The organism is Streptomyces sp. NPDC001204, from assembly GCF_053598035.1.
The window spans coordinates 1-24794 of sequence record NZ_JBSFJL010000058.1; the positions used below are offsets into that span (position 1 = coordinate 1).

Annotated in this window: 22 protein-coding genes and 6 pseudogenes; 14 read left to right on the forward strand and 14 right to left on the reverse strand. The window is 70.2% G+C overall.

Translation table 11 applies throughout. The features are described from left to right. Nucleotides 1-780 precede the first annotated feature (780 nt). Nucleotides 781-1473 carry a lysophospholipid acyltransferase family protein gene (locus ACWC91_RS40140; protein ID WP_450644267.1) on the reverse strand — a complete coding sequence of 231 codons (693 nt, stop codon included), beginning with the start codon at nucleotides 1471-1473 and terminating at the stop codon, nucleotides 781-783. 1107 nt (nucleotides 1474-2580) lie between these two features. Here ACWC91_RS40140 and ACWC91_RS40145 point away from each other — a divergent pair. Both ACWC91_RS40145 and ACWC91_RS40150 read left to right on the forward strand, forming a co-directional pair. After that, nucleotides 2581-3014, forward strand: a pseudogene (locus tag ACWC91_RS40145) (flavoprotein); the annotation flags it as partial. Nucleotides 3015-3489: 475 nt separating this feature from the next. After that, nucleotides 3490-3648 carry a hypothetical protein gene (locus ACWC91_RS40150; protein WP_450644269.1) on the forward strand — a complete coding sequence of 53 codons (159 nt, stop codon included), beginning with the start codon at nucleotides 3490-3492 and terminating at the stop codon, nucleotides 3646-3648. 47 nt (nucleotides 3649-3695) lie between these two features. Here the strand turns inward: ACWC91_RS40150 and ACWC91_RS40155 are convergent, their stop codons facing one another. Further along, nucleotides 3696-3869, reverse strand: a complete 174-nt coding sequence (locus ACWC91_RS40155) for a hypothetical protein (protein ID WP_225077696.1) — start codon at nucleotides 3867-3869, stop codon at nucleotides 3696-3698. Nucleotides 3870-3896: 27 nt separating this feature from the next. Further along, the gene (locus ACWC91_RS40160; protein ID WP_225077695.1) at nucleotides 3897-4253 is read right to left on the reverse strand and encodes a PRC-barrel domain-containing protein; all 357 of its coding nucleotides are present in this window, start codon (nucleotides 4251-4253) and stop codon (nucleotides 3897-3899) included. Nucleotides 4254-5587: 1334 nt separating this feature from the next. Between ACWC91_RS40160 and ACWC91_RS40165 the strand changes: the two genes are divergently transcribed. Together ACWC91_RS40165 and ACWC91_RS40170 are read left to right on the forward strand one after the other, a co-directional pair. Further along, complete coding sequence (locus tag ACWC91_RS40165) at nucleotides 5588-6007, forward strand: CBS domain-containing protein (RefSeq protein WP_225077694.1); 420 nt, start codon at nucleotides 5588-5590, stop codon at nucleotides 6005-6007. A 114-nt stretch (nucleotides 6008-6121) separates the two neighbouring features. Then, nucleotides 6122-6400, forward strand: a pseudogene (locus ACWC91_RS40170) (helix-turn-helix domain-containing protein); the annotation flags it as partial. Here the strand turns inward: ACWC91_RS40170 and ACWC91_RS40175 are convergent. Together ACWC91_RS40175 and ACWC91_RS40180 are read right to left on the reverse strand one after the other, a co-directional pair. After that, nucleotides 6397-6544 (reverse strand): annotated as a pseudogene (locus tag ACWC91_RS40175) (helix-turn-helix domain-containing protein); the annotation flags it as partial. The pseudogenes ACWC91_RS40170 and ACWC91_RS40175 overlap by 4 nt on opposite strands. Before the next feature lie 520 nt (nucleotides 6545-7064). Next, on the reverse strand, nucleotides 7065-7295 hold the full coding sequence (locus ACWC91_RS40180) for a hypothetical protein (protein WP_450644271.1): 231 nt from the start codon (nucleotides 7293-7295) through the stop codon (nucleotides 7065-7067). A gap of 105 nt (nucleotides 7296-7400) precedes the next feature. Between ACWC91_RS40180 and ACWC91_RS40185 the strand changes: the two genes are divergently transcribed. Beyond that, entirely contained in the window at nucleotides 7401-7601 is a 201-nt protein-coding gene (locus tag ACWC91_RS40185; RefSeq protein ID WP_450644273.1) for a hypothetical protein, read from the forward strand. A 490-nt stretch (nucleotides 7602-8091) separates the two neighbouring features. Here ACWC91_RS40185 and ACWC91_RS40190 read toward each other — a convergent pair whose 3' ends face one another. Continuing rightward, nucleotides 8092-8298 (reverse strand): cold-shock protein, encoded by a 207-nt coding sequence (locus tag ACWC91_RS40190; RefSeq protein WP_225077686.1) that lies wholly within the window; start codon nucleotides 8296-8298, stop codon nucleotides 8092-8094. A 196-nt stretch (nucleotides 8299-8494) separates the two neighbouring features. Next, nucleotides 8495-8641: a hypothetical protein gene (locus ACWC91_RS40195; RefSeq protein WP_225077723.1), complete on the reverse strand. Its 147-nt coding sequence runs from the start codon at nucleotides 8639-8641 to the stop codon at nucleotides 8495-8497. Nucleotides 8642-8974: 333 nt separating this feature from the next. Here ACWC91_RS40195 and ACWC91_RS40200 point away from each other — a divergent pair, with 333 nt between their 5' ends. Continuing rightward, the gene (locus ACWC91_RS40200; protein ID WP_450644276.1) at nucleotides 8975-9457 is read left to right on the forward strand and encodes a hypothetical protein; all 483 of its coding nucleotides are present in this window, start codon (nucleotides 8975-8977) and stop codon (nucleotides 9455-9457) included. 117 nt (nucleotides 9458-9574) lie between these two features. Beyond that, entirely contained in the window at nucleotides 9575-11338 is a 1764-nt protein-coding gene (locus ACWC91_RS40205) for a S8 family serine peptidase (RefSeq protein WP_450644278.1), read from the forward strand. Here the strand turns inward: ACWC91_RS40205 and ACWC91_RS40210 are convergent. Further along, on the reverse strand, nucleotides 11309-11974 hold the full coding sequence (locus ACWC91_RS40210; protein ID WP_450726281.1) for a hypothetical protein: 666 nt from the start codon (nucleotides 11972-11974) through the stop codon (nucleotides 11309-11311). The two genes, ACWC91_RS40205 and ACWC91_RS40210, sit on opposite strands and share 30 nt — an antisense overlap. Nucleotides 11975-12591: 617 nt before the next feature. Between ACWC91_RS40210 and ACWC91_RS40215 the strand changes: the two genes are divergently transcribed. Then, nucleotides 12592-13155: a hypothetical protein gene (locus ACWC91_RS40215; protein ID WP_450644477.1), complete on the forward strand. Its 564-nt coding sequence runs from the start codon at nucleotides 12592-12594 to the stop codon at nucleotides 13153-13155. A 253-nt stretch (nucleotides 13156-13408) separates the two neighbouring features. Here ACWC91_RS40215 and ACWC91_RS40220 read toward each other — a convergent pair. The 3 genes and pseudogenes from ACWC91_RS40220 to ACWC91_RS40230 all read right to left on the reverse strand — a co-directional run. After that, a pseudogene (locus ACWC91_RS40220) lies at nucleotides 13409-13922 on the reverse strand (transposase family protein); the annotation flags it as partial. 26 nt (nucleotides 13923-13948) lie between these two features. Then, the gene (locus ACWC91_RS40225) at nucleotides 13949-14359 is read right to left on the reverse strand and encodes a DUF5959 family protein (RefSeq protein ID WP_450644479.1); all 411 of its coding nucleotides are present in this window, start codon (nucleotides 14357-14359) and stop codon (nucleotides 13949-13951) included. 4 nt (nucleotides 14360-14363) lie between these two features. Continuing rightward, the gene (locus tag ACWC91_RS40230) at nucleotides 14364-14657 is read right to left on the reverse strand and encodes a hypothetical protein (RefSeq protein ID WP_450644481.1); all 294 of its coding nucleotides are present in this window, start codon (nucleotides 14655-14657) and stop codon (nucleotides 14364-14366) included. A 149-nt stretch (nucleotides 14658-14806) separates the two neighbouring features. On the opposite strand from ACWC91_RS40230, the pseudogene ACWC91_RS40235 reads away from it, so the two are divergent. Beyond that, nucleotides 14807-14920, forward strand: a pseudogene (locus ACWC91_RS40235) (IS5/IS1182 family transposase); the annotation flags it as partial. 290 nt (nucleotides 14921-15210) lie between these two features. Further along, complete coding sequence (locus ACWC91_RS40240; RefSeq protein WP_450644483.1) at nucleotides 15211-15726, forward strand: hypothetical protein; 516 nt, start codon at nucleotides 15211-15213, stop codon at nucleotides 15724-15726. Here ACWC91_RS40240 and ACWC91_RS40245 read toward each other — a convergent pair. After that, nucleotides 15723-16548 (reverse strand): IS5 family transposase gene (locus tag ACWC91_RS40245; RefSeq protein ID WP_450644485.1). Its coding sequence is split into 2 segments (ribosomal slippage): nucleotides 15723-16188 and nucleotides 16187-16548, totalling 828 coding nucleotides; the frame shifts between segments, so codons are not numbered across the junction. The genes ACWC91_RS40240 and ACWC91_RS40245 overlap by 4 nt on opposite strands. 507 nt (nucleotides 16549-17055) lie before the next feature. Between ACWC91_RS40245 and ACWC91_RS40250 the strand changes: the two genes are divergently transcribed. The 4 genes and pseudogenes from ACWC91_RS40250 to ACWC91_RS40265 form a co-directional block, all read left to right on the forward strand. Next, the gene (locus ACWC91_RS40250; protein ID WP_450644487.1) at nucleotides 17056-19335 is read left to right on the forward strand and encodes a plasmid pRiA4b ORF-3 family protein; all 2280 of its coding nucleotides are present in this window, start codon (nucleotides 17056-17058) and stop codon (nucleotides 19333-19335) included. Continuing rightward, nucleotides 19332-22268, forward strand: a complete 2937-nt coding sequence (locus tag ACWC91_RS40255; RefSeq protein WP_450726283.1) for a DEAD/DEAH box helicase — start codon at nucleotides 19332-19334, stop codon at nucleotides 22266-22268. Before ACWC91_RS40250 ends, ACWC91_RS40255 begins: the two co-directional genes overlap by 4 nt. Next, nucleotides 22265-23566 carry an SWIM zinc finger family protein gene (locus ACWC91_RS40260; RefSeq protein WP_450726285.1) on the forward strand — a complete coding sequence of 434 codons (1302 nt, stop codon included), beginning with the start codon at nucleotides 22265-22267 and terminating at the stop codon, nucleotides 23564-23566. Before ACWC91_RS40255 ends, ACWC91_RS40260 begins: the two co-directional genes overlap by 4 nt. 38 nt (nucleotides 23567-23604) lie before the next feature. Beyond that, a pseudogene (locus ACWC91_RS40265) lies at nucleotides 23605-23775 on the forward strand (Uma2 family endonuclease); the annotation flags it as partial. A 95-nt stretch (nucleotides 23776-23870) separates the two neighbouring features. Here ACWC91_RS40265 and ACWC91_RS40270 read toward each other — a convergent pair. Then, nucleotides 23871-24359 (reverse strand): endonuclease/exonuclease/phosphatase family protein, encoded by a 489-nt coding sequence (locus ACWC91_RS40270; protein ID WP_450645054.1) that lies wholly within the window; start codon nucleotides 24357-24359, stop codon nucleotides 23871-23873. 37 nt (nucleotides 24360-24396) lie between these two features. Then, nucleotides 24397-24654 carry a hypothetical protein gene (locus ACWC91_RS40275; protein ID WP_450645052.1) on the reverse strand — a complete coding sequence of 86 codons (258 nt, stop codon included), beginning with the start codon at nucleotides 24652-24654 and terminating at the stop codon, nucleotides 24397-24399. Between the last annotated feature and the right edge of the window lie 140 nt (nucleotides 24655-24794).

Sequence of the window (24794 nt, forward strand, 5' to 3'; positions counted from 1 at the left end):
AGCATGTACCCACCGATGCCGTACCCGAGCAGCACCAAGATCGCGGACACCACCAGCAATGCCCGCCATCGAACACCGCGCGGCGACCACACACCCGCTCCCGTCATCGCCTCCCCCCAGTGTCCTGCGCTGGGCCAGCTGGTCGGGTTCCGTACCCGGGGAGCAGCGCGGGTCCGCGTGAGGCGCCGCCAGGCGCCGGGTTTTGCAACAAGGGTTGCACCTATAGGTGCGTTATCTGTTGCGACAGGTGCTGCGCCTACTGCGGCGCGATCCGGCGGATCGTTCCCGTGTCCGTACAGGTCACCACGCGGTTTCCGTGTGGTCGGGCCGCTGACATCCCCGGCCGCTTTCGCTCCTGTCCCTTGGCTGGAGTGTAGGAAGAAGAGACGGGGCGGGCCGGCCGGGGGATACAACTCGGCCGCTTGTGACATGGAAGGGAGAAGCCCTCTGTGGAATCAACGTCCTCTGGGCATTCCGGCACTCGGGGAGTTCACCGGTTGCACACCTTCACAGGGCTGCCTCGGCGAACACAGATGATCGATCGCCCCTCGCGCTGGCCGGAAGTGCCACCCTACGGGGGGCAGCTCACGGACGTCATCCCAACCTGACCGTCGTCGCCCGTGGCCAGCTGTCCCGAGTCTTCGCCCAGGTAGAGGCAGCACTGCGCCTGCGGGCTATCCAGCCTGCCCTGGGACCTGCACACTTCGAGGGCCGCACCTGGAGAGGCTGGCACCACCACGTCACAGCGTTGCTGCACCCGCCGCGGCGCCGCGACCGGCCTCAGCCCCGCCGCCTCGTCGCCTCTCCGGCCTTCACGTCGGCCGCGTACCGATCCACGTACTCCTGGCCCGAGAGCCGCAAGACTTCGTACGTGATCTCGTCGGTGACGGCCCGCAGCACCGTCTTGTGGTGCGCCATCCCCGCAAAGCGCGAGAAGTCCAGCGGCTGCCCGAAACGGATCGTGACCGGCCGGAGCCTGGGCAGGAAACGTCCCGGAGGCCAGATCTCGAAAGTCCCCACCATCGCGCACGGAATCACCGGAACCTGCGCAGCCAGCGCCATCACCGCCACCCCGACCTTGCCCTTGTACAGCCGGCCGTCGGGGGAACGCGTGCCCTCCGGATAGATCGCGAGCAACTCTCCCTTCGCCAGTACCCCCAGCCCCTCCCGAAGGGCCGCCTGCCCCGCGGCCCTGCCCGACCTGTCGATTGAAATCTGCCCGGCACCGCGGAGAACGAGCGCGGTCAGTCGGCCCGTGAGGCCCGGCGTCGTGAAGTACTCCGCCTTGGTCAGGAACGTGATGCGCCGCTTCAGGACCGCGGGCATGAGGAGGGGGTCTGCGAAGGACAGGTGATTCCCGGCAACGATCGCCGCGCCCTTGGCCGGAATGTGCTCGAGTCCCTCGGCCCGCGGCCGGAACAGCAGCCGCAGCAACGGCCCCAGAAGTACGTACTTGAGCACGTAATAGAACACGGGCGGCTCCCCACTGCCGATTCGGCTTCCCGGTATGTCTGTGCCGGGCCGGCAGGCCAGATTCCGGGCCCCGGAACACCCAGCCGGCCCACTGCTCACGGCATGATCCACACGGCCCACGTTTGACACCTCCTCGGGCCGGAGTCATCTGGCCGGGGCCCAGCCGACGCCGGGTCTGCTCGATCCGCACCCCAAGGACTGAGGATCTGGTGCATCTGCTCGGTGGCCGCCATCCGGTACTGGGCCAGCACCGTCAGCGCCAGCCGGTCGCCACTGCCCGCGTCCACGTCCATCCATCATCCGCCCGCTTCCTTCGCACGATGCGGCGGCGCCGGCCTGCCCGGCGCCGCGTCTACGAGTCAGACCAGCCGACGACCCCGACCACACCACCGACCAGGAAGACCCGACCACGGTCACGAAGCGACAACACAGCCCCCAACCAGGCCCACCGCCGACAACCCGTCCGACAACTGTCCGCGCGCGGCCGCGGGAGCGAGTGTGGGCGCTGCCGCGGCGCTGCCCACTCCTCCCGCGATGCCCGCTGAGCTGGCCGCGCGCATCCTTGGAACGCGGCCGTCGAATGCAAGCTCGTCGCCGAACTGCACGAGGTGTACGGCCTGCGCGCACCCGGGACCGCTCGACAGCGTGCCGCACTGTATCTCGCTGAGTGGACCGAGGGGCGCGGCCTGAACGTCGCGAAACCGGCCTCCGCGGTCACTCTCATGCTCAGCGTGCGAGTGAGAAAAGAACTGCGCCGCCGGCTCATCGGCCTCACCGTCCGCAGGATGCCCATGCTGACGCTCTTTATGGTCGGCGCGGTCATCGGCGCCTCGCTGAACCGCTACGACACCGCACGGCTCGTCCGGCGCATCCGTGCCGACCCGCGCGCGTCAGGTGCCGTGGGAGGCGCTGCCGGGACAGGAGCCGGGAGCCGCGGCTGCCGGCTCCGGAGTCACCGCCCCGCCGAAGCACTGATTGGGCATGTCCGAAGAGCGACGCGTGGTGGAGCTTGCGCCGTCCTCGACGAGCGGCGGCCGGCGAGTGGTGCGGGTGCACACCGACGCGGTTCTCGGAATCGGGGCGAAGGAGGCAGCGCAGTCAGCCACCTTGACCTGCCAGCTGCCCATCGTGGTCATCGGAGCCAGCCCCCTCGGCCTGGCCGCCCCTGCCTCATTGAACGCGGCATTGAACCGCTGGTCCTGGAAGTCGGTCCCGCCGCCGGCGCCGCCGTACGCGACTGGGCGCACGCCTGTTCTCCCCCGGGGCCGAGATCACCGACCCGGCCGCCGAGATGCTGCTGTCCCCGACAGGCTGGGTGCGCCCCGATGTGACGACGTGCCCTACCGGCGGCGACTGGGCCGAGCAGTACCTCCAGCCGCTCGTCGACGTCCTGGGCGGCTAGGTCTGTTACGGCATCACGGTGGGCCGGCGTCGCCCGCGCAGGCCGTGACCGCATCGTCGACTCCGGCCGGGACGAGCAGTTCTCCACCGTGCACGTCCGGCTGCCTGACGTCCGCGAGGAACGTACCGCCGCGCCCGCCCGAGGGCGGCGTCTGACAGCGCACGCCTGATCAACGACCACCGCATCACCACCGTCGAGTTCAGCGGCCTGGACCTCGCCCGCGTCATTGTCGCCGTCAACCCCGCCGGCGGAGAGTCCGCCATCAGGGACGAAACCGGCATCATCGGCCTCGCCCGCGGCTACGACCACGACCTGTCCGTCCCCGAAGACCGCTCCGGATCCATGGGCGCGAACGACTGGGGCCTCACCGCCTGTCATCTCGCCCTCGCCCTCAAGGCACCGACGCGATCGTGGTCGAGTCCAACTACGGCGGCGACATGGCCCCCTCAGGTCCTCTCCCAGGCGTGGGAGCAGCTGCGCCGCGAAGACACCCGTCCAAGGCCAGCTCATGTCCCGCGTCCTCGAAGTCACCGCCAAGGTAGGCATACGCCTGCGCGCCGAACCGATCGCCCCGCTCTACGACCCAGGGCCTCGTCCACCACGTCGGAACCCACGTGCAGCTGGAGGACCAGATGGTCACCTGGGCCGTCGGCTTGGACAGCCCCGACCGCGTGGACGCCGCCGTGCACGGATTGACCGAACTCGCCGACCTCGACCAGCTCGTCGGCGTCGCCGGACACATCCACGACGACTGCCTCGGCGGACACCGATAACCCCCGGAAACGGCCCCATAAAGGCCAACGGCTCGCGCGCGGCGTCATCACCGGACGAGGTGCCGGTGCGATCGCCGGGACCAGCGCGCGCCCAGCAGCACGAGGTCGGCCACGAAGACCACCACGCCGATGATCAGGAGGTAGAACAAACCCTTCAGCACCACGCCGACGAGCCCCAGGACGGTCGCGACGAGGATCAGGAACAGGAAGAGCGCCAACAAGGGTGACCACTTCCTCCGGCCGGGCCGTCAGCCGCGCGCGAGACGGCGTCCGCGGTCGGCGCCGGGCTCGTAGGGCCGGTCGTAGTGTTTGAAGATCTCTTCTTCCCGGTGCAGCGGCAGGACGTCGTCCGTGCCGATCGATGGTGCCTTCCTCACGATCCCTCTCGAGTGCGCCACCCGCACGTATCCGGGCCCCAGCGTCGCCTCGTCGAGGGGGACGAAGACGAGCCGGTGCCGGGTCGGCAGCCCGGTGCGGACGGTGGCCATGGACGGCGCGTCCGTGGTGGTGTCCACGTAGACCGCTTCCAGGGCCCCGATCTTGCGGCCCTTGGGATCGATCACGTCGCGGTTGCGCCACTCGCGGATATCGGCTGAATGGATCATGCCTCGCTCCTTGCAGCCCGCAGTGAACTCCGCGTGTGCCACTGTACTCCGATGAGCTTGACCTGGTCTTTTCCCCGGCTGCTACACCCTCTCGGCCCATGTCGATCAGGGGGAAAGTCGCCGCCTCAGCCCTCGTGTGCGCGGCCGTTGTTGCCGGCGCCATCCTGCTGTGGCCCACGCCGGACACTCGAGGACGACGGCAGGACGCGCAGCGACGCACTGTGCCAGACCCTGTAGGACCGCAAGCCCGCCGCCGAACGGCACGACCTGCGGTACGCGATGTGGATGCACGGTTGCGCAGACGCCCCCACCCCGTAGCCGAGTGCCTCGGTAGTAGCCTGCGGGCATCGTTCAGGCTCGGACGCTGGGGGGCCAGCACGTGATCGTCATGACACGGCGAACTGGTGGATGCCCTCGCCCGTGCCGGCGGCGCCGGAAGAAGGCAGCCGCATCGCAGGTCAGGGCGCACCGGAGCAGGGAGAAGACCAGCCGCCTGGTAGTGCTCCGATCGCGGTTGCCGGCCGCGCCGTACCCAGATGCCTGGCCTCCGCGGAGTGATCCACGAGGGCGTCTGCGCCCAATCGGATCCGGTACAGGATCACCTGATGGCGTCTCCTGGGAAGCGGCGTGCCCGTCTGGCTTCTATACCTGGCTGCATGAGCGAGAGCGGCGAGAGGCTTTACCACCCGGGCGAGGTCGTGCCGAGGTCGGGAATCTACGAGTGCGACTGCGGGCAGGGCCATGAGTACAGCACCGACGTGAAGGGCCACCGGTTCCCGCCGCTGCACGAGGCGTGCAGCGACAGCGGATGGAAACTGAAGACGCCCTCGCACCCAAGCGCCTGATCCCGATGGCGTCGGCGATCCGCCAGAGCAACGCAACCGGATCACAGAGCCGCGGGATGCGTGAACCCTGTGAGGCTACGCCCTGAGGAGTGCGTTCGTGGGTACTCGGTCAGCCCTCACCGGGCGCCTTGCGGGGTGAGCGGCTGGGTTGTGAAGGGGAGCGTGTGGGATGGATGATCGAATCACCGATGTATGGGGACCCCGGCTGCCGTTCGCCCGGTAGGGTGCCCCGACCGAGTGGTGACCGCCTCCGGCAGGCCCTTGAGTCCGATGCCCGCCGCAGGCCGAGCACGTCTTTGCAGCCGTCCATGTCGACGCCGACGGCGAGGTGGACCGGCTTGGGACCACGGAGGGGTCAACGGCCCCGCGGGCCGCCGCGCCCGGCCCATGTCCGTGGCCCAGGTCCGCGGCGCACGGCAGGTGCGGTGGGGCTCCGGTCGGGTACCGGAGCGGTGGACGGCATCGCAGGACCTGACGAAGGGAGGCGTCATGGTTCAGCACGTACGCGACATCATGACCAGCGAACTCGTGACGGTCGAACCGCTGATGTCGGTGACGACAGTGGCCCAGAAGATGCGCGACGAGGACATCGGGGTCGTCCTGGTGACCGAGGGCGACGAACTGCGCGGCCTGGTCACCGACCGTGACCTGGTGGTGCGCGCGCTTGCGGAGGGCGGCGACCCGGACCAGCGCACCGTCGCCTCCGCGTGCAGCGGCGATCTCTTCACCGTGACCCCCGACGAGGAACTCGACCACGCGGTGAGGCTGATGCGGGAGCACGCCGTGCGCCGTGTGCCGGTCGTCGACCACGGTCACCCCGTGGGGATCATCTCCATCGGTGACCTGGCCATTGAACACGACCCCGGGTCCGCGCTCGGTGACATCAGCGCGGCGCAGCCCAACGAGTAGCCCATCCAGACGAACCGCTTGGGGCGCCGGAGCCTGGCGCCGCTGTCCCCGTGCTCGTCCGTGACCACATCGAGCGCCTGACCCCGACAAAACAACCAGCCGCGCGTCTACCTCCTGAGCGAGGAGGCCGCTGCTGTGGTCGGTGTGTCCCCGGCCGCTGGGACCCGGTGGTTCCGGCAACGTGGGGGCATGCCGTCGTTTGATCTTGCTCCGCTCGCGGGGCGGTATCTGTCGTTTCATGAGCGTGAAGAGATAGCCCTGCTGCGAGCACAAGGAGCCGGAGTCCGTGAGATCGGGTGCCGGTTGGGCCGTGCTCCATCGACGATCTCCCGCGAGCTTCGTCGCAACGCGGCGACCCGTGGGGGCAAGCTGGACTACCGCGCCTCGGTCGCCTCCGTTCTCCGCCCGCCACCGGTACCCGGTCTTCCGCCCGATCCCGAGCTGCTTGCACGCCTCCACGGTTCCCACCCCGGCCGCCAGCAGACGCCAGTACTCGGCCTCGAGCTCCAGCCTGCGCTTACGTCCCCGCCTTGCCATCAACACACCCCTAATGATCAAGGAATGTTGCGACAAGCGTTAGAACCCAAGGACTGCCCGGGGGTCAGTTTTCAGGCAGCGTCGACAAGCGCCATCCGGTCACCGCCGCCTGCGTCCACGTCTGCCATCCTCGGTCCGCCCCCCTTCGCACGGTGCGGCGCCTTCCTGCCAGGCGCTGCGCATAGGAGCCAGACCAGCTGACGACCCCGACCGCACCACCGATCATGAGGACCCGACCACGGTCACGATGCGACAACACCGCCCTGGACCAGGCCGATATCCCCGCCGACAACTCATCCGACAACTGTCCGCGCCTGACCGCGCCCTGGGCGGCGTATCAGCAGGTCACCACGCCTGCCGGGCCGTGGTCGGGAGCCCGACATCCCCCTATGTGCCTCTCGCAGCCGTCCCCGGAACAGGAAAGAAGGAGGGTGGGGCGGGCTGTGGCTGGCGGCCGGCGCGGCCGGGGGATCGGGCGCCCTCGGGCCCTGGGTGAGAGCTTGGCTGGCCGCGGCTACCTTTACCTGGGCCACTGCTGGCGGACCACGGCGTCGAGCCCGGCCGGCTTGAGCCAGCGCCGGCCAGTCCGTACTGGCGCGAGGTGATGGCCCGGACCGGCCGCCGCCAGGCGGGCGTGCTCGGTCTGCGGTTCGCCCTGCCTGACCACCCGGGTCACCGACACCGGCCGCGGCCGCTCTGGGTGGGCCTGTGTCGCGATCACCCTCGCCGTGTGGTGGCCGTCCTCCGGCATGTCGATGACCCTGGAGGGGATCCTGGCTGACCTGGGGGAGGTGCTGGCCGAGCTGGGGGTGCCTGTCGCCGTTGCGGGTCTACACCGATCAGGAGGGCTGGTGCGATGAGACTCAGTGATGAGCCGCAGCGCTACTACCTGACCCTGACCGTCGGCGTTCGGATCGTGCTGCAGGGCTGGTGGGCCAGTGAGGCGACGGCGCGTTGGAAGTTCTCCGGTTGGGTCGGCGAGTACGGCAATCTGCACGACGCGAAGATCACGCTGACCGACGAGGAGACGGGCCAGACGCTGGCCAGCTGGCCGTAGCGTGTCGGCTGTCGGCTGTCGGCTGTCGGCTGTCGGCTGGCTGGGGCTGCGGGCCCCTTCGTTGATGTGTGACCGCTGCCACGGCGGGTGCGTTGCCCCGGTTCGCTTGGCAGCGTGAACGGGACCCGGCACGAGACACCGGGGAGCAACGAGCAGGAGCTCTTGGATGCGGACTGCCCTGACACGGATGCTGGCGCCTGGGGGAGACAAGCATCCAGCCAGCCGGAAGTGAAGGATGCGGACATGCGCGTCCGCCCCGGCTCCAGTCAGGGCAGCCGCGATTGAGACATCATCAGACTACGAGGGCTGCCACCAGATGGCACCGCGGCACGCCCTCAGGCCGGTTCCGCCAGGTGCGCCGGTGGGGCTGGCTCGGAGCAGGCAGCTTGCCCCACCGGTTGGTGTCCCGGTCTCCTGCCCGGCGGCGCTGTCACGTCCGGGGCCGGACTCGGGTTGCCTCTGGCAACCCGGCTTGCATCGCCGTGAGCAGTCAGTCGCGGACGATGTTTTGTGCCTGCGGGCCTTTCTGGCCCTGGACGATGTCGAAGGTGACGTGCTCGCCTTCGTTCAGCTGACGGTAGCCGCCCCCGCCCTGGATTTCGGAGTAGTGGGCGAAGACGTCCGGGCCTCCGTTGTCCTGGGCGATGAAGCCATAGCCCTTTTCGGCGTTGAACCACTTCACGGTGCCGCTGGCCATCCTGCTATTCCTTCGTTCATGCCCGGGAACAGCCCTTGATCGCGGGCATGCTCCGGCTCTCGTAACACAGAGGGCCACCAGCCGTTCTACCCCGCACCGCCCGCTCCATCCGGCCGGGACACACGCGTACGAGCGGCTCAAGCGCCGGGAGTGCGCCAGGGCGTCGGCAATGGAGTTCTGGCGCTGTGAGTAGGGACTACAGACGGACGACGATCAAGGCGATGTCGTCGTCTCCGCCGCCGCTGACGCCGAGGCGGGACAGCAGGGTGTCAGCGAGGTGTTCAGGGCTGAGGTCGGGGTTGTTCGACGACGGCTTTGACCGCGGTGGTGGCCAGAGCTCCATCCACCGAGCGGGCTGGATGTGGCAGCGAACACCGCCCAGTAGTCGATATGCGGTGCTGCCGCGTGCTCTGCCCTGCCGTCGGTGGCGGCCACGGCCCGGCGGCGGACAGTGAGTGTGTGCCGCCCCTGCGCCACCTCCCGCAGCAGCTCATTCTGCCGCGTCCCCGGCCGGTTCGCCTGTGCGCCGGATCCGATCGAGGGATTAAACCTCCTGAGCAGCTCGCCCGATTGCGGGCGGAGCGACGTCACCATAGCTTCGGCGCGTCGGGATCATCCCAAAAAGCCAACATCATCCCTTATGTTGGCTTCCCTGTGGCATCGAAATGGAGCATTCATGTCGGTGATGACCGGTACCCCGCCCCTGCAGCAGTTCGGCCAGCAGGCCGGCGGTCAGCAGCAGCTCGCGCAGGTGGTCCAGCAGGCGATCCAGCAGGCGTGTCAGCAGGCGAGCCAGCAGGTCGCGCAGCGTATGCAGCAGACGCTGCAGCAGATCCAGCAGGTCCAGCAGCAGCTGCAGCAGCAGGGCATGTCCCACCAGGCCCACCCGTACCTGGCTGTCGCGCTGCACCACACGCTGCACGAGGGCGTCCGGCAGGCTGTGGAGCAGTCCGTGCAGCAGGCGCTGCCGACTGCGATCGTGACGCTGCTCCAGCAGAGCCAGCAGAGCCAGCAGGGCCAGCAGGGCCAGCAGCAGTGGGGTGGCGGCTTCGGCCAGCCGTCGTTCGGTCAGCAGCCGTTCGGCCAGCCGTACCCGCAGCAGTACCAGCAGCCCGGCTTCGGCTTTGGCCAGATGGGTCAGCCCTTCGGTATCGGCTGACCTTAGGCGGCCCCGCTGTGCGGTGTGCCCTGGGAGCGATTCCCGGGCACACCGCACAGCCGTGGAAGCGCGAGCCGCCCGTCATCCGGATCAGAAGCACAAATAACCGATGTAGGCGTGGTGAAGGTGGACGTGATGGTCAAGGACAGGCCCGGAAACAAGCCCGGAAGCAACCGCGAGAGGGAATCCGAGGGCGCGGGGGCCGGCGGGCCAGGCCGCGAGGAGGAGGCGGCGCCAGGCAGGAAGGGCGCGCCGTCACTGATCGCGGTGCAGCCGCGCCGACAGCGGTTCATGGTGGCCCCGCTGCCGCAGCATCTGCTCCCGCCGGGAGTGCCTGAACTCGGCATGGACGCGGTGTGTGACCGGCTGGAGAGGATGCCCGAGGTCACGGTGGTCCGCAGACTCACCCCGTCAAAGAAGCTGCAGTCGGCGGGAGTGCAGTCCTCCTGCCCCGAACTCGTGGTCGTCGAGGCGGCCGAGGCCCAGGTGCCGGCGATGCGGACGCTGCACGTGCACATCGAGCCGGACCTGCCGCTGTCCGCAACCGGCTCCGCCGCCATGCCGGCCGCAGGGATGCTGCCGCTGCGCGACCCGGGGCTGGTCACGCTGCAGGAGGAGCCCGTGGAGATCTCGGTGCGCGTCTGCGGCCCAGACGGTGAACCGCTGGCCGGCGCGGGCGTGTTCCTGATCGGGGCTGCCTGGCCGAGCCAGGGCATCACCGCCGCCGACGGGAGGGTCACCATCACCCTGGCGACCGAGACCGCACAGTCCCTCCAGTCCCTGTACGTCCGCCCAGCGGGTGGTTACACCGACCGCTGGATCCACCGCCCCGACCTGTCGGAGACCCAGGACAACCTCGTCACCCTCACCCCGCTGGCCAAGGTCTATCCGGAACTGGAGCAGCGGCAGAGTTACGGCTGGGGCCAGCAGGCCATGCGGCTGGACCGGCTGCCCCCCACGTTCCGCGCCTTCGGCATCAAGATCGCGCTCATCGGTACGGGCGTCAGCACCGACCACCCCGACCTGCAGCAGCGGGTACGCTCCGGCGCCGACCTCGTGCGCGGCACGAAGGACGGCTGGACCCACGACCCACTCGGCACCACTACCCACGCGGCCGGCATCATCGCGGGCGCGGACACAGGTAAGGGCATCATCGGCATCGCCGTCGACGCCGAACTCGACGTCTGCCAGGTGATGCCCGACGGCCACTTCAGCGACCTGATCGCCGCCATGGACCACTGCATCGAGCGCGAGGCCGACATCGCCCACATCCAGGTGGCCGCCCCGTACCCCTCGGCGCTGGTCTCCCGCAAACTCGCCGACGCCACCGCCGCGGGCATCGCCTGCATCGCCCCGGCAGGCGACACCGGCGGACCGGTCGCCTTCCCCGCCTCGCTGCCCACCGTCTTCGCCGTGGGCGCCCTGGGCGCCTTCGGCACCTACCCACCCGACACCTCCCAAGCCACCCACACAGGGCCGCAGCTGACACCGGAAGGGCTGTTCGCCGCGCCGTTCAGCTGCCACGGCCCCGCAGTGAACGCGACCGCCCCCGGCGTGTCAGTCCTCTCATGCGCCCCACAGGGCGGCTACACGGCCCTCGACGGCACGATCACGGCCTCCGCCCACGTCGTGGGCCTGGCCGCCCTCGTTCTCGCCCACCACGAGGACTTCCACGGCCAGCTGCTGCCCCACGGCCCCGGCCGCGTGCAGCACCTGTTCGAGATCATCGCCGCCAGCTGCCGCCCACTGGCGGCGCCGGGAACACTGGACGCGGCCCGCACCGGACGTGGCCTGCCCGACGCCCTCATCGCCCTCGGCCTGGCCCCCGGCATGCAGCTGGCCCCGGCCCTGTCACCCTTCGCCCCCTCCATGACCGGGTAGGTTCCTCCCGCGGCCTGCAAAGCCGGATGGCACCCGCCCCCGCGGCAGGGCGGGTGCCATCCGGCTCCAGCGGACGTTCCAGTACGGCCGCGTCGCGTCGACTTCGACGCACGTGAACCCAGGGTGCGCCTGGTGCTCGGCGCTGGTGCCCACCGGGTAGACGGCCACGGTGTCGGACCAGTGGAAGCCGTGCTCATCGATGTGATCGCCGCGATGCTGCGCTGCTCGGATGCACTGGCGCGGGCGCTCGTCGTGGCCGAAGTGCTGCGCGGCGCACTCGGCCACGACGAGCAGCCCGGACTCGTCCATGCCGTCCCCGTCGGCGGGCTGCGGTTTCTGACCAGAGCGAACGACGTGACCGGCCACGGCCGCAGAGTCGTCCAGGAGGTCAGGCCGCTCGGAGCCTGCGGCTCGCACAAGGAACATGGTGGAGCTATGGGCGGCCTCCCATCGGTCCGCGAGCCGGGAGGCCCGGCCGGCGGCTGCCTGGGCCCGGCTCTCGGCGCCGTCGGCCCAGACGACGCGGGTGGCGCCGTCGTGGCCGTGGACGGACAGCATTACGTCGAGGCTGTCCCACATGGCAGTCGACGGCCGCTCACGCCAGCGGAGGACCACCGTGCCGTCCGGCCACTGCACACCATCGGCTACATCCCCAACCCCAGAGAGGCCCGTGATGTCCCGGTCACGGCGGAGGACGAACAGGCGGGGTGCCGGGCCGCCTCGGGGTCGTGCGGTGTGCGACATGGGGGTGTCCTTCAGTGCGTGGGATGGTCGGGTTCGCCGGGACTGAGGATGCCGATAGTCCGACAGTCTCCAGGTTGCGGCGTCGCTCGCGGCGTTCCTCGCGTACTTCGAAGAGGCGCGAGTAGGCCAGGTAGACGAGGGCGGCGACAGTGAGCAGGTGGATGACCATGGCGAAGGCCCGCGCTGGCCTTTCTGATCAAGTCCGTGGCGACCGGCGACCGGCGAGCCGCGTGCTGGGGGCGCAACTGCTCATGTAGCCGCGAACGTCATCCCGGCAGCCGATCCATGCGTCGCGAGACGTCCACCGGCAGCGGGTGCACCCTCGCCCAACGGAACTGCGTGTTCTTCGGGCGACGGGCTGCGGGGTCATGGGCGGGTGGCTGGCGTCAGGCGTAGGGGGTGGAGGCTCTCGTAGCGAGTGCGCATCACGTCCGCGAACTGCCGGGGCCGGGCGGGGCCTCGCAGCCACGAGTGCTCGGCGCAGCAGGGCCTGGCGCTCCTGGCGGTGCATGGTGGGCGATCTGGTGACCGTGACGGCCATCTCCGACCGGGCGCCGGGCTCGGCGGGCCCAGGCCAGGGCGACCAGTGCCTCAAGAATGAGGGAGGCCTGGTGATGGGCGCCTTCGGCGCTCAGGCGCAGTTCTGTGGTGGGCGGTGCGGCCCACCACATCGCGGCCGGGTCGGCGACGGCATCGGGCAACGAGCCGGGGCCGAACGGATTGACACCTGCCGCCGTCCGGGAAAAGGTGAAGCGGCAATCAAGGGGGATGGCATGGCAGAGAGTGACTATCAGCGGGTTTGCGCCCGTGTCGTACGTGCTGGCCCTTACACGGCCCACGTCGCTATCCCTGCCTTTGTCGCTGGACAGATCACCATCTCCGTGCAGACCTTTGACCTGATGAGCGCCACCGGGTTGTCCCACCAGCAACTCGCAGGGGTCGAACTGATGGTCACGGCAAACGTGTCAGCGGTCGTGGACACCGACGTCGACCCGCGTGGATGGCAGTTGCTCGCCACCGCCGACGAACACCCGACCGTATCCCGCTCGGCGTTACCTGCCGTGGCCGTGTAGCCGCGACCTGGTCGTTCACGGTCCGCGAACCACACGGGCGGCGCTCGACCGACTCACGGATCGCGCGGTGAGGTGACGGCCACCGCGCTGGCGAGGTCGGCCCTGCGGATGAGGCAGGCCGTGCCGCCGACCACGACTGCCTGCCGTATGTCGCGCAGCACCCCGGGGTCTGGTCCTTCGGTGGCGGTGAGCCGGGCGCGGTGGAAGCGTCTCTGTCCGTGGCGGCATCGGCGTGTGTTCGCAGAGGCTGGCGGGTGGCCGACGGCGGCTTTCGCACCGGACAGTTCCCATGCCTTGCAGTCGTTTCGGTTGCCGGGCAGGGGCTGACCGACCGTGACTACGAGGCGGGTGTCGGCGTCGATGATCACCTGATGGTTGGTGGAATACCGGTAGTTCTTGGACTGCTCGGCCACCGTGTGGTCACGGGTGGGCACCAGGGTGCCGTCCACGATGAGGACGGTGTCCTTGCGGAACCGCCGACGCGGCCGAAGCGCGAGGAGGGGCCCAAGATGGTTGATGACGCGGTCAGCCGCGGACTTCGAGGCTCCGAAGAGAGGACCGAGCTGACGCAGCGTCAAGTTCGTCCGCCAGTAGGCCGCGACCAACAGCACTCGGTCGTCCAATGGCAGGCTCCACGGCCGACCCCGCCGGACCGCGTCCGCTCCGTCGCGACGAAGTGCATTCACCAGCTTGCGGAAACTGCGCGGGCTCAGCCCGGTGAACGGTGCTATCCAAGACGACTCAGACGCCGTGATCACTCCAGCCACACGAAGATCATCACATCCTGCGAGCCCTATGAGGACGCTGAGACAGCCGCCCGAACACGATCCAACCGCAGCCGGTTCTCCTCCAGCCACTCCGAAGCGACGTCGATCGGTACACGCACCGCAATCTGCGTCGACGGCGAGTCGTGCACAGCCACCTCCACCGGGTCATCGGGAACCACGTCCAACCACGCGGTGCGGTCACCGGCCGGCCACTCGGCCCCCTCTTCAGCCTGAAGGGCATCGAGGCAACGCTCCCACTCGTCCAGAACCTCATGCGATACCTGCAGGCCGACCCGCCCGTTGACGAAGCCGCTCTTCAGAACGATTTCGGCTGGGTAGTACCGCTCTTCGCCCACCGTCCGAGGCGCACCGCATCTCACCTCAACCGCGACGCTTTGGACCGTATCTGCGAACCGGAAGAGCTCGAACGTCTGCACTCCGTCAACCACAGTTGCCTCTTGAACACTTGATGGACCAGATCGCTGTTGATCCTCTCCCACGCACCGACCAGGACGACAGCTTCGGCCTGACATGCGGGACAACCTCAACGCCAAGGGCCTGTTGGACATTTACCAGGACGGCGTGTTCGTGCTGGAGGGTGGCCAACTGCTCCTGCAGCGCTGTGATGTCACCGCTGATGCGTTCTTGCTCCTTGAGGTTGTTCTCAAGGTCCGTGGCTACTTGAGCGGCGTACTGCGTTGCCAGGCCGGTAGTTGCCGTTTCGGTCTTGGACATGAGAGTTGTCACTCCTTCCGGGTCTGCAGTCCGGTTGCCGCAGGTCAATAGACGTACGCGAATCCGGACGCGTGTGCCGTTTAGAACTCCTAACGTAATGACGCTTCTTGCCTTGAAATGTTGGCGTCTGATGGAGCGTTAGCCTTCATGTGAGAAAGGGTGAGCAGCTTCCGTGGATCGTGTCCGATGAGCTGTGGGCGCGGATCGAGCCGTTGCTGCCGGTGGTGCCGCGCCGTCCGGATCACCCAGGGCGCAAGCGTCTGGACGCCGGAAAGTGCTGTCGGGCATCCATGCTGCGTACGGGGGTGGCATGCGACGAGGACGCTTTCACGACCGCCGCGCTCGAACACCTGCAGCGGACATCGCCCCGGGGACTGCGGAAGTTCTTCGGCAAGCGGTAGCCGGGCGAGGAAGGGTCCACCGCGTCGGCCCTGATCGTCGCAGTGGCGGGTGGCCCGATTGTCGGCGCGCACGATCGGCTGCTGCTGTTCAGGCACGTCGGCCTGGTGCCCGTAGATTTGCTCCGTTGACCAAGCGAGGGGGAGGCAATCCCATGGCAAGAACGATGACAGAGAAGGTCGAACTCCGGCTCACGGACGCGAAGTTGCCTGGTGAGCGGGTGCTCTACGGGGTACTGGCCTTCCGGGTCGGCGGGGTCCGCACGACGATGATCGGCGGCGCGGCCGGTCTCGCCGGGTCGGCCGGTGCTGCCACGATGGCCGTGATCACCTCGCGCGGACGGGCGGCGGCGCCGGATGTGCCGCTCCGGCTGCCCGGCCGGATCATCATCGCGTTGACCGACCAGCGGCTGCTCGTTTTCTCGGTCGGTGGGGTCATAGTGGGCAAACCCGGCAAGATACTGCATTCCTTCGCGCTCGATCAAGTCGCCTGGGTCGGTGAGCCGGAACTGATCCCCGGCGCTGCGCAGGCGCTTCGCGTCCAGATCGGCGTGGCCGGGGTGGGCGTTTTGGCCTTCGAGCACCCGAGGCTGCAAGTGACCGAGGGGCGCAACATGATCAAGCGCCTGGTCCAGGAGCTGCCGCAGTCGCCGGCGGCTTGGAACTTCTAACGAAGTGGGAGGTTCCTCAGTCGTCGCCAGCAGATGATGCTGCAGGCCAGGCTGAGGAACGCTTCGTGGATGTCGTCGCGTATCTCCCAGCGGATGCGTAATCGGCGGAACCAGTGCAGCAGCGCGAAGCTCTGCTCGACGACCCACCGGTGGACACCCAGTCCTGAGCCGTGTTCGGTGCCGCGGCGGGCGATGGCGGGAATGATGCCGACCGCCCGGACCTGCTTGCGGTACTTGTCGTGGTCGTAGCCGCGGTCGGCGTAGAGCGTGTCCGGTCGACGGCGTGGTCGTCCGCGTCGGCCGCGCACCGGTGGAACGGCCTCGATCAGCGGCATGAGCTGGGTGACGTCGTTGCGGTTGCCGCCGGTCAGTAACACTGCCAGCGGGATGCCGTGCGCTTCGGTGACCAGATGGTGTTTGGAGCCTGTTCGGGCACGGTCGACCGGGCTCGGTCCGGTTTGGGCCGCCCTTCATGGCCCGCACGTGAGAGCCGTCGATCACCGCCCTCGACCAGTCCAGGGCGCCGGCGGCGTGCAGATCGGCCAACAGTGACTCGTGCAGACGCAGCCAGACACCCGCGTCGTTCCAGTCACGCAGGCGCCGCCAGCACGTCATGCCGGAGCCGAAGCCCAGCTCCTGCGGTAGGAATTCCCACGAAATGCCGGTGTACAGCACGAACAGGATGCCCGACAGCACTTTCCGGTCGTCCAGACGCTTGCGCCCTGGGTGATCCGGACGGCGCGGCACCACCGGCAGCAACGGCTCGATCCGCGCCCACAGCTCATCGGACACGATCCACGGAAGCTGCTCTCCCTTTCTCACATGAAGGCTAACGCTCCATCAGACGCCAACATTTCAAGGCAAGAAGCGTCATTACGTTAGGAGTTCTTAGGCGGGGGTGTGGAGGCTGCAGCAGTTTGATGTACGGATGGTGTCCATGGGCAGTGGACGCCCGATGACGCCAATGAGTACCTCGCCCTCCCGAATGCCCGGAATCTCGGCGACATGGCGGACGGCCCGGCCGCCCACCCACCCGAGTCCACCGACTCCGCCGCGACCTTGGGCTGACGACCGCATCCGCAGCCTGATCTCGACTTCGCCACGAAAGTCAGTGATCAGTACTTCGCCGGGATCGGGCGCCGCGCGGGCCGGGACTGGAGCTCAGGCACAAGGTGTAGTTCGTGCGCAAGTCGGACGGGGAATTCCGCCCGGCGGTCGGGCCGGTCGCTCAGGACTGCAAGAATGGCCGGGTCAGCCGTTCGGCGTACAGCGGCGGGCGCGTCGCGTGCCCCGGAGCTTATGCCTCCGACAAATGGGAAGCCCTCAGCCATGACCTCCCAGCGCAGCTCCGGGGAGCGCACTGCTTTCGTCCACCAGCTCAAGGTCGCTCTGGTGGGGACGAAACCTCCGGTGTGGCGGCGGCTGGTGGTGCCTTCGGACATCGCCCTGGGGTCGCTGCACGACGTGATCCAGGTGGCGTTCGGCTGGGAGGGCATGCACCTGCACGCCTTCGAGGACCGCGCCGGCGGACGGTACGCCCCTCCGGAGGACCTCGACATCCCGGTCTTCGACGAGGAGGAGGCCGGCCTCGCGGATGTCCTGCCGGGCACCGGCGACCGCATGGACTACACGTACGACTTCGGCGACGACTGGCTGCACCGGATCACGGTGGAGGCGGTGCGCCCCGCCCGGGAGGGTGAAGGGGAGCACGCGGTGTGCGCGGGCGGGCGCCGGGCCCTGCCGCCCGCCGAGGACCTCGGCGGTGTGTGGGGGCTGGCCGGGCTGCTGGAGCGGTACGCGGACGGGGAGCGGCCGAGCCCCACGCTTGTCCGGCACGGCGGTGAGGAGTGGGCGGAGTACGACGGCCTGCACGACGAGGTGCTGGCGGGCCTGTACGAGGAGGGCTTCGACCCGGTCGCCTTCGACCCCGCCGAGCTCACCGGGGAGCTCGCGCAGGTGCCGCTACGTCGGGCGGTGGGCACGAAGCGGAAGAGGCACGGCGGGCCGGGTGGGCGCCAGGTTCCGCCGGGAAGGTACCGGTGCGAGTGCGGTGGTCTGCACCCGCTGCCCGCAGGCGCGGGGCCGGTCGCCGAAGACGACGGGCCGGACGACGAGGTATCGCTGTCCGATGTCCTGGGCGCCGTGGGCTTGCAGTTGCCGGCCGTGCGGCTGCCTGGCGAGGCGGAGCTGGCCCGCGCGGTGCGCGAGGTGCCCGCTTTCATGGCGGCCGTGCGGCTCGGGCACTGGTGCGGCGGCGGTCGGGAACTGACCCCGAAGGGGGTGTTGCGGCCGAAGCTCGCCCGGCAGGCCGTGGAGGAGGCCGAGCTGTGGCGCGTCGACCCCGACGGGTGGGGTGATGCCGAGGAGCGGGCCGCGTGGCTGGCGAAGGTCCGCAGCGCGGCTGACATGGAGCCGCTGGCTCTGCCCTGGGACTGGGCGCTGGACTGTGGCTTCGTCGAGGTGGAGGGCAACCGGGCGTACGCCGGCGACGAACTGCCGGACCAGGACGATGACGCGGCGCTCCTGTCTGCCTGGCAGGAAGCGGTGGCGGGCGCGGCGGTCGAACTCTCCCTCTCCTTCCCTGCGTTGGACGAGTTGCCGGGCGGGCTGCAGCCGTTGCGGGAGCTGGTCGAGGAAGCCCCGCCGCTGGTGTTCTTGATGCTGATCGCGGCATACGGGCTGCCCGATGGGGAGTGGCTGGCCGTCGACGGCTTCCTCACCGACGGCATGGAAGGGCTGCCCGAAGGCCCGGCCCGGCGGCTGGTCTCGGCGCTCCTCATCGGCCAATATCACGACACCGCCGGGACTCTGGAGCTGTTCGGCGCCGCCGAACGTGAGGGCCACGAGCCTCCGCCGACGGACGCCCTGCTCGCTCTGCTGTTTGACGGGCCCGACGGCGGCATGCGGGGCACGCCGTCCGTCGGCCGCTTCCGGCTCACCCCGCTGGGCCGCTCCGGCCTGCGCGCGCTGCTGGTGGCGGCGGGCGTCCCGGCACCGGTGATCGGCTCACTCGCCCAGGCGGACGCCCGCGCACTGCTGGCCGCGCTCCCTGCGTACCCCTCCGAGACGGACGTGGCGGCGGAGGTGGCGGGCTGGCTGGCGGCTCGCCCCGCGGCGGACGCGGCTGTCCAGGTGGTGGACGCCTGCGACGGCACGGAGCCGGCCGACGCCCTGCGCCGCCTGCAGGCCCCGCGAGTGCTGGCCGCCGTACTGGAGGCGGACCGCACCGGGCGGGCGAAGGCGGTACTGCGCAAGGCCGCCCTCTCGAAGGTCACCGGCTGTGCTCACGCGGCGGCTTCCATGTTGCGCCGGATCGGCGAGCCTGCCGAGGGGGAGGACGCGTGGGGCCTGGAGTGGATGCTGGTGGACGGCGCGCTGCCGTTCGTCGCGGCGGGCGAGCAATTGCTACGCGAACAACTGCTGGCAGGTCCCGAGGAGGGCCGGCGTTGGCTCGAGCAGCTGGCCGAGCGCGCCGACGACCTGTGGCGGGCCGGCCACCCGCACGCCGGCGAGGTGCTCGGCGCGCTGGCGGATGCCGTCAAGCCCGTCGACAAGGCCCTGGCCAAGCGGCTGCGGAAGGCCGCGTTCAAGGCGGGGAACGCCAAGTGAGCCTGCTCGTGAGGGAGACCGGCGCCGAAGCTGTACCGCTCGTCGATCCCGCTGCTACCGCCTGGGCCCGCGAGCGCCTCGTCGCCGGCGGCTGGGCGGCCGTGTTCGCCCCGGCCGAGCCGGGACAGCCTGCCCGGCTCGGCCGTCTGGTGCTCTACCGGTCCGCTGCCGACGCCTGCCGCGTGCCCGCCCAGGCCGCCGCGCCCGAGGCGGTGGAGCGGGTCCGGCTGCCGCTGGTCCTGCCGCACGGCGGCGGGGTGCGCACCCGCACCGTCGATGGGTGGGCGCTCGATCCCGGTGGCGCGCTCGCCCTCCTGCTCGACCTGCCCGGGACCGGGGTCCATCCCTCGCTCCTCGCGTGGGCAGCCGTCGCCCGGCTCGCCCTTCGGCTGCTGGGCGAGGGGCGCCTGTATCCGGCGCTGACCTCCGACACGTACACCACCTGGCGCTTCGGACCGCCCGGTGCGAAGGGCAAGCGGGACCTGGACGCGCTGGCCGCCGCCCTGCCGCCGTACGCCCACAACCTCCCCGCGCCCCCGGCGGACGACCAGACCGTACGAGTCGCCGAACCGGCTGCTCTGGTACGGGAGTTCTGCGACGCGCTCGCGGACGCTCTGCCGCGTACCCCGGCCGCCGGCTGGGCCGTGCCCGGCAACCCGTACGCCAACCGTGCGACCGCCCTGTATCCACGCCTGGCCCAGTGGGCGGCCGAAACCGCGGCCGAGCGGGCCGCGCAGATCAGTGTGGAACTGCGGGTCGAGCCCCCGGCCGGGCGGCGCCGTGTCTTCCACACGGTGCTGCAGCTGCGGACCGCGGCCGACCCGTCCCTGGTCCTGGACGCCGCAGAGTTGTGGGCCGACCCGCACCGCGCACAGCACCTGCTCGGTCCGCGCGCCGAGGAAGAAGCGCTGCTCGCGCTGCGCCGCGCGGCCCGCGCCTGGCAACCGCTGGCTCGCCTGCTCGCCGAGGCCGCCCCCAGCGTGCTGCGGCTCGATGACGAGGAGGCCATGGAGCTGCTGGGGGACGCCACCGACACATTGCGTTCGGCGGGCGTGCGGGTGCACTGGCCGCGTGAGCTGGTCAAGTCCCTCGAAGCGCACGCGGAGATCGGGGCGGCGACCGCGCCCGGCGCGACCGTGGACACTCTGCTGGGCCGCGATGCCCTGCTCGACTTCTCCTGGCATGTCGCGCTCGGCGGCAAGAGGCTCACCGAGGCCGAGCTCGACCAACTCGCTGAGGCTCGCCGCCCGCTGGTCAAGCTGCGCGACCAGTGGGTGGTCGCCGACCCGAAACTCGTGGCCCGCCTCAAACGGCGGCGCGACCGCGAACTCGACCCGCTGGACGCCCTCCAGGCGGTGCTGACCGGGGAGGTGGAGTGGGACGGTGAGCGCGTCGCGGTGGAGGCGGCCGGCGCCTTCGGTGAGCTGGTGGCCCGGCTGCGCGCCCCCGAGGGCCGCGCCCTCGTCCGGGCGCCGGAGGGCCTGCCCGCCACCCTGCGCGGTTACCAGCAGCGGGGCCTTGCCTGGCTGGCGGACATGACCCGCCTGAGCCTCGGCGGCATCCTCGCCGACGACATGGGCCTCGGCAAGACCGTCACGCTGCTCGCCCTCCATCTGCACCGCCAGGAGCAGCCCGACACCGCGGGTCCCACCCTCGTGGTCTGCCCGGCCTCGCTGCTCGGCAACTGGCAGCGCGAGGCCGCCCGCTTCGCCCCCGCCGTGCCGGTACGCCGCTACCACGGCGGCGAGCGCACCCTGGACCACCTTGCCGGTAACGAACTCGTCCTGGTCACCTACGGCGTGCTGCGCCGCGACCGGGAGCGGCTCGCCGCCGTGAAGTGGTCGCTGGTGGCCGCCGACGAGGCCCAGCACGTCAAGAACCCGTACGCCACCACCGCCCGCGAACTGCGCGCCCTGCCCGCCCGAGCCCGCGTCGCGCTCACCGGCACCCCGGTGGAGAACAACCTTTCCGAGCTGTGGGCACTGCTCGACTGGACCACACCCGGGCTGCTCGGCCCGCTGTCCGCCTTCCGTGACCGTTTCGCCAAAGCCATCGAGCGCGGCGCGCTGGGCATGGACGATGACGCGGAGACCGCCGATCAGGCCCGGCAGGCCGCCGAGCAACTCACCCGTCTCACCCGCCCGTTCCTGCTGCGCCGCCGCAAGTCCGACCCTGGGATCGCCCCCGAGCTGCCGGTCAAGACCGAGACCGACCACCCCGTCGCGCTCACCCGCGAGCAGGCCGCCCTGTACGAGGCGCAGGTACGCGAGGCCATGGCCCTCATCGAGAAGGCGGACGGCATCGCCCGCCGCGGCCTGGTGCTCAAACTCCTCACCGCGCTCAAGCAGATCTGCAACCACCCCGCCCACTACCTGCGCGAGGCCGGCCCACTGCCCGGCCGCTCCGGCAAGCTGGAACTCCTCGACGAACTGCTCGACACGGTGGTGGCCGAAGGCGAGGGCGCCCTGGTCTTCACGCAGTACACGCAGATGGGCAAGCTCCTTCAGCGGCACTTCGCCGACCGCGGTGTCCGCGCCCGCTACCTGCACGGCGCCACCGCCGTCCCCCGGCGCGAGGAGATGGTCGCCGCCTTCCAGCAGGGCGAGTTCCCCGTCTTCCTGCTCTCCCTGAAGGCCGCCGGTACCGGCCTCAACCTCACCCGCGCCACCCACGTGATCCACTACGACCGCTGGTGGAACCCCGCCGTCGAGGACCAGGCCACCGACCGTGCCTACCGCATCGGCCAGTACCGCCCTGTCCAGGTCCACCGGCTCACCACGCAGGGCACGGTCGAGGACAGGGTCGCCCGCCTGCTCGGTGCCAAGCGCGCCCTCGCGGACCAGGTCATCGCCTCCGGTGAGGCCGCCCTGACCGAACTCTCCGACGCCGACCTCGCCGAACTCGTCGCACTCTCCAAGGAGTTCGAGGCATGACCCCCGCCCGCAAGGCACCCCGTACCGGCAGCCGCGCCTTCGCCGCCACCTGGTGGGGGCAGGCCTGGGTGGACGCCCTGGAGGCCTCCACCCTCGATTCCGGCCGCCTCTCCCGCGGCCGCACCTACGCCCGCAAGGGCATGGTCGGCCCGGTCACCGTCACCCCCGGAGTGCTGCACGCCGAGGTCGAGGGCAGCGCCCCCTGGCCGTACGACGCCGCGGTGCACCTGCGCGTCCTGACCGACGCCCAGTGGGACACCCTCCTCGACGCCATCGCCGCCCACGCCGGCCGCACCGCCTCCCTCCTCGACGGCGAGATGCCCGCCGACCTCGTCGACGACGCCCGCACCGCCGGCATCCCCCTGCTGCCCGAGCCGAGCGAACTCGACCCCGAGTGCTCCTGCCCCGACTGGGGCTACCCCTGCAAGCACGCCGCCGCCCTGTGCTACGCCACCGCCGCCCACCTCGATGACGACCCCTTCTGGCTCTTCACCCTCCGCGGCCGCACCAAGGACGCCGTCCTCGCCGCGCTGCGCACCCGGCGCCAGGCCCGCACAGGCGCCGCGCCGGAAACCGGCGGCACGCCCCGCGGCCGGGGCGTGCCCGCCCGCGACGCGTTCGCCTCCTTCGACGGCGTCTTCACCCCGCCCGCCCCACAGACCGAGGGAACCGAGAGCCCGCCCGCCGACCCCGCCGACCCCGGGTCGGTCCCTTCCCCCCTCACGACCACGCCCCCACCCGACGCCCCCTTCACCCTCGACGACCTCGAAGCCCTCACCCGGGACACCGCTCAGCGCGCCCGCGCCCTTGCCGCCGGACACACCGCCTCCCTCACCTGCACCCCGCTCGACGACGCCGTACGCCTCGCCGCGAGCGGCGTCGGCGAGCACTGGTTCCATCAACTCGTACGCTCCACCGGCCTGCCTCCATTCGACTTCGCCCGCCTGGTCCGCGCCCAGCGCCACGGCGGACCGGCCGGCGTCGCCGTCGCCCGCGCACCCCTCACCCCCGACCCCGCTGCCATGGCCGCGGCCCGCGCCGCCCTCAGCGACCCCGACAACGCCGACAACGCGGAGACCGAGGACGACACCGCGGGCACCGTGCGGGTACGCGTCTGGCGCAACCGTCTCACCGCCGATGACGAGGGCGTCCAGATCCGCCTCGGCCCCGACAACCGATGGCATCCCTACCTCCGCGAAGGACGCGGCTCCACCACCCGATGGTGGCCCTGTGCCCCCGCCACAGCCGACCCCGTCGCCGCTCTCGTCGCGGCCCGTACCGCCGCCACGCGGCACTGACGGATTAAGACCGACCGGGGCGCCCGAAGGAGGACACGATGACGACCGCCCGGGACGCGCTCCCGCCCTGGATGCTGCCGTCTCGGCCGAGTGGTTGGGAGGCCGATGACCTCGACAACGCACCCGACCTCCCACGACACACCGAGCTGATCGATGGAGCGCTGATCTTCATGGTGTCCTCGCAGCGGTCCCCAGGATCGCGCACCGTCGATCCCCGCGACAACGGAGGCCTCGGCTCCGCATATGCAGAGAAGCCCGCCCGCCCCCTGCACTGAGCGCGGGGACGGGCGGGCCTGCGTCGGCCTTACGGCTTCACGCGCACGACCTGCGGCTCGTGGTCGCTGGTCTGGTCGGCGAACACGGAGTTGATGTGCACCACGTCGTAGCTGACGTGCTTCATCGCCGGGTTGACCAGGATGTGGTCGAGCACCTGCGAGTTGTCCTGGTACACGTAGGAGTAACGCTCGGCCTGTGGCAGCGTGTTCACCAGGTCGGTGAGCTGCTTGCCGTTGCCGGTGAGGGTCTGGACCGCCGGCGAGAACTGGAAGTCGTTCAGGTCACCGAGGACGACCAGGTTCGCCTTCGGGTCGGCGGCAAGCAGCTCCTTGATGAAGGCGTTCTCCACGGCCGCCTGCTGCGTCCGCTGCACACCTCGGAGCTGCGGGTGGGCACCTGGAAGCGGCTGTCGACACCCTGGTCGCCGAGCTTGGAGGCGAAGTGGTTGGCGATCACGAAGAGCTTCTTGCCGTGGAAGGTGAACTCGCCGACCAGCGGCTTGCGGCTGGAGTTCCAGGCCGAGTTGGTGGGGTCGATGCGGCCGGGGGAGACGGTCAGCGCGGTCTTGTCGCCCTTGCCGGTGATGCCCACGGGGTGGTGGAGGTGCCTCCGGGACGGTCGGTGAAGCTGACTCGCTTCGGGTTGAAGAGGTACGCGGTGCGGATGTTGCCGCCCGGCTGGCCGCCGTCCTTGTCGTTCTCCGGGTTGATCTGCCGCCACTCGTACGTGATCGCCAGTGGTATCAGCCGCTTGCGCAGCGGAGCAGCGCGGTGCTTCGCAGGGCGGATCGTTTCATCGCTGGAATGCGACACGGGAAGGGGCTCCTTGGTAATTGGGAAAGGGTGAGGGCGCGTTAGCCTCGCTGTTTCGGTTGGCGTCGGCTGATCTGGGGTGATCCATGTGCCGGGGGGCGCGGGGCTGCCGTCGGATGTTGGGCATGGCGGGGTCCCGG

Excerpts from the sequence above, each read along its gene's own strand:
- ACWC91_RS40160 (WP_225077695.1), bottom strand. The coding sequence starts at position 4,253 with ATGATCCATTCAGCCGATATCCGCGAGTGGCGCAACCGCGACGTGATC.
- ACWC91_RS40165 (WP_225077694.1), top strand. The coding sequence starts at position 5,588 with ATGGTTCAGCACGTACGCGACATCATGACCAGCGAACTCGTGACGGTC.
- ACWC91_RS40180 (WP_450644271.1), bottom strand. The coding sequence starts at position 7,295 with ATGCCGGAGGACGGCCACCACACGGCGAGGGTGATCGCGACACAGGCC.
- ACWC91_RS40185 (WP_450644273.1), top strand. The coding sequence starts at position 7,401 with ATGAGACTCAGTGATGAGCCGCAGCGCTACTACCTGACCCTGACCGTC.
- ACWC91_RS40190 (WP_225077686.1), bottom strand. The coding sequence starts at position 8,298 with ATGGCCAGCGGCACCGTGAAGTGGTTCAACGCCGAAAAGGGCTATGGC.
- ACWC91_RS40195 (WP_225077723.1), bottom strand. The coding sequence starts at position 8,641 with ATGGAGCTCTGGCCACCACCGCGGTCAAAGCCGTCGTCGAACAACCCC.
- ACWC91_RS40200 (WP_450644276.1), top strand. The coding sequence starts at position 8,975 with ATGTCGGTGATGACCGGTACCCCGCCCCTGCAGCAGTTCGGCCAGCAG.
- ACWC91_RS40215 (WP_450644477.1), top strand. The coding sequence starts at position 12,592 with ATGGTGGGCGATCTGGTGACCGTGACGGCCATCTCCGACCGGGCGCCG.
- ACWC91_RS40230 (WP_450644481.1), bottom strand. The coding sequence starts at position 14,657 with ATGTCCAAGACCGAAACGGCAACTACCGGCCTGGCAACGCAGTACGCC.
- ACWC91_RS40240 (WP_450644483.1), top strand. The coding sequence starts at position 15,211 with ATGGCAAGAACGATGACAGAGAAGGTCGAACTCCGGCTCACGGACGCG.
- ACWC91_RS40250 (WP_450644487.1), top strand. The coding sequence starts at position 17,056 with ATGACCTCCCAGCGCAGCTCCGGGGAGCGCACTGCTTTCGTCCACCAG.
- ACWC91_RS40260 (WP_450726285.1), top strand. The coding sequence starts at position 22,265 with ATGACCCCCGCCCGCAAGGCACCCCGTACCGGCAGCCGCGCCTTCGCC.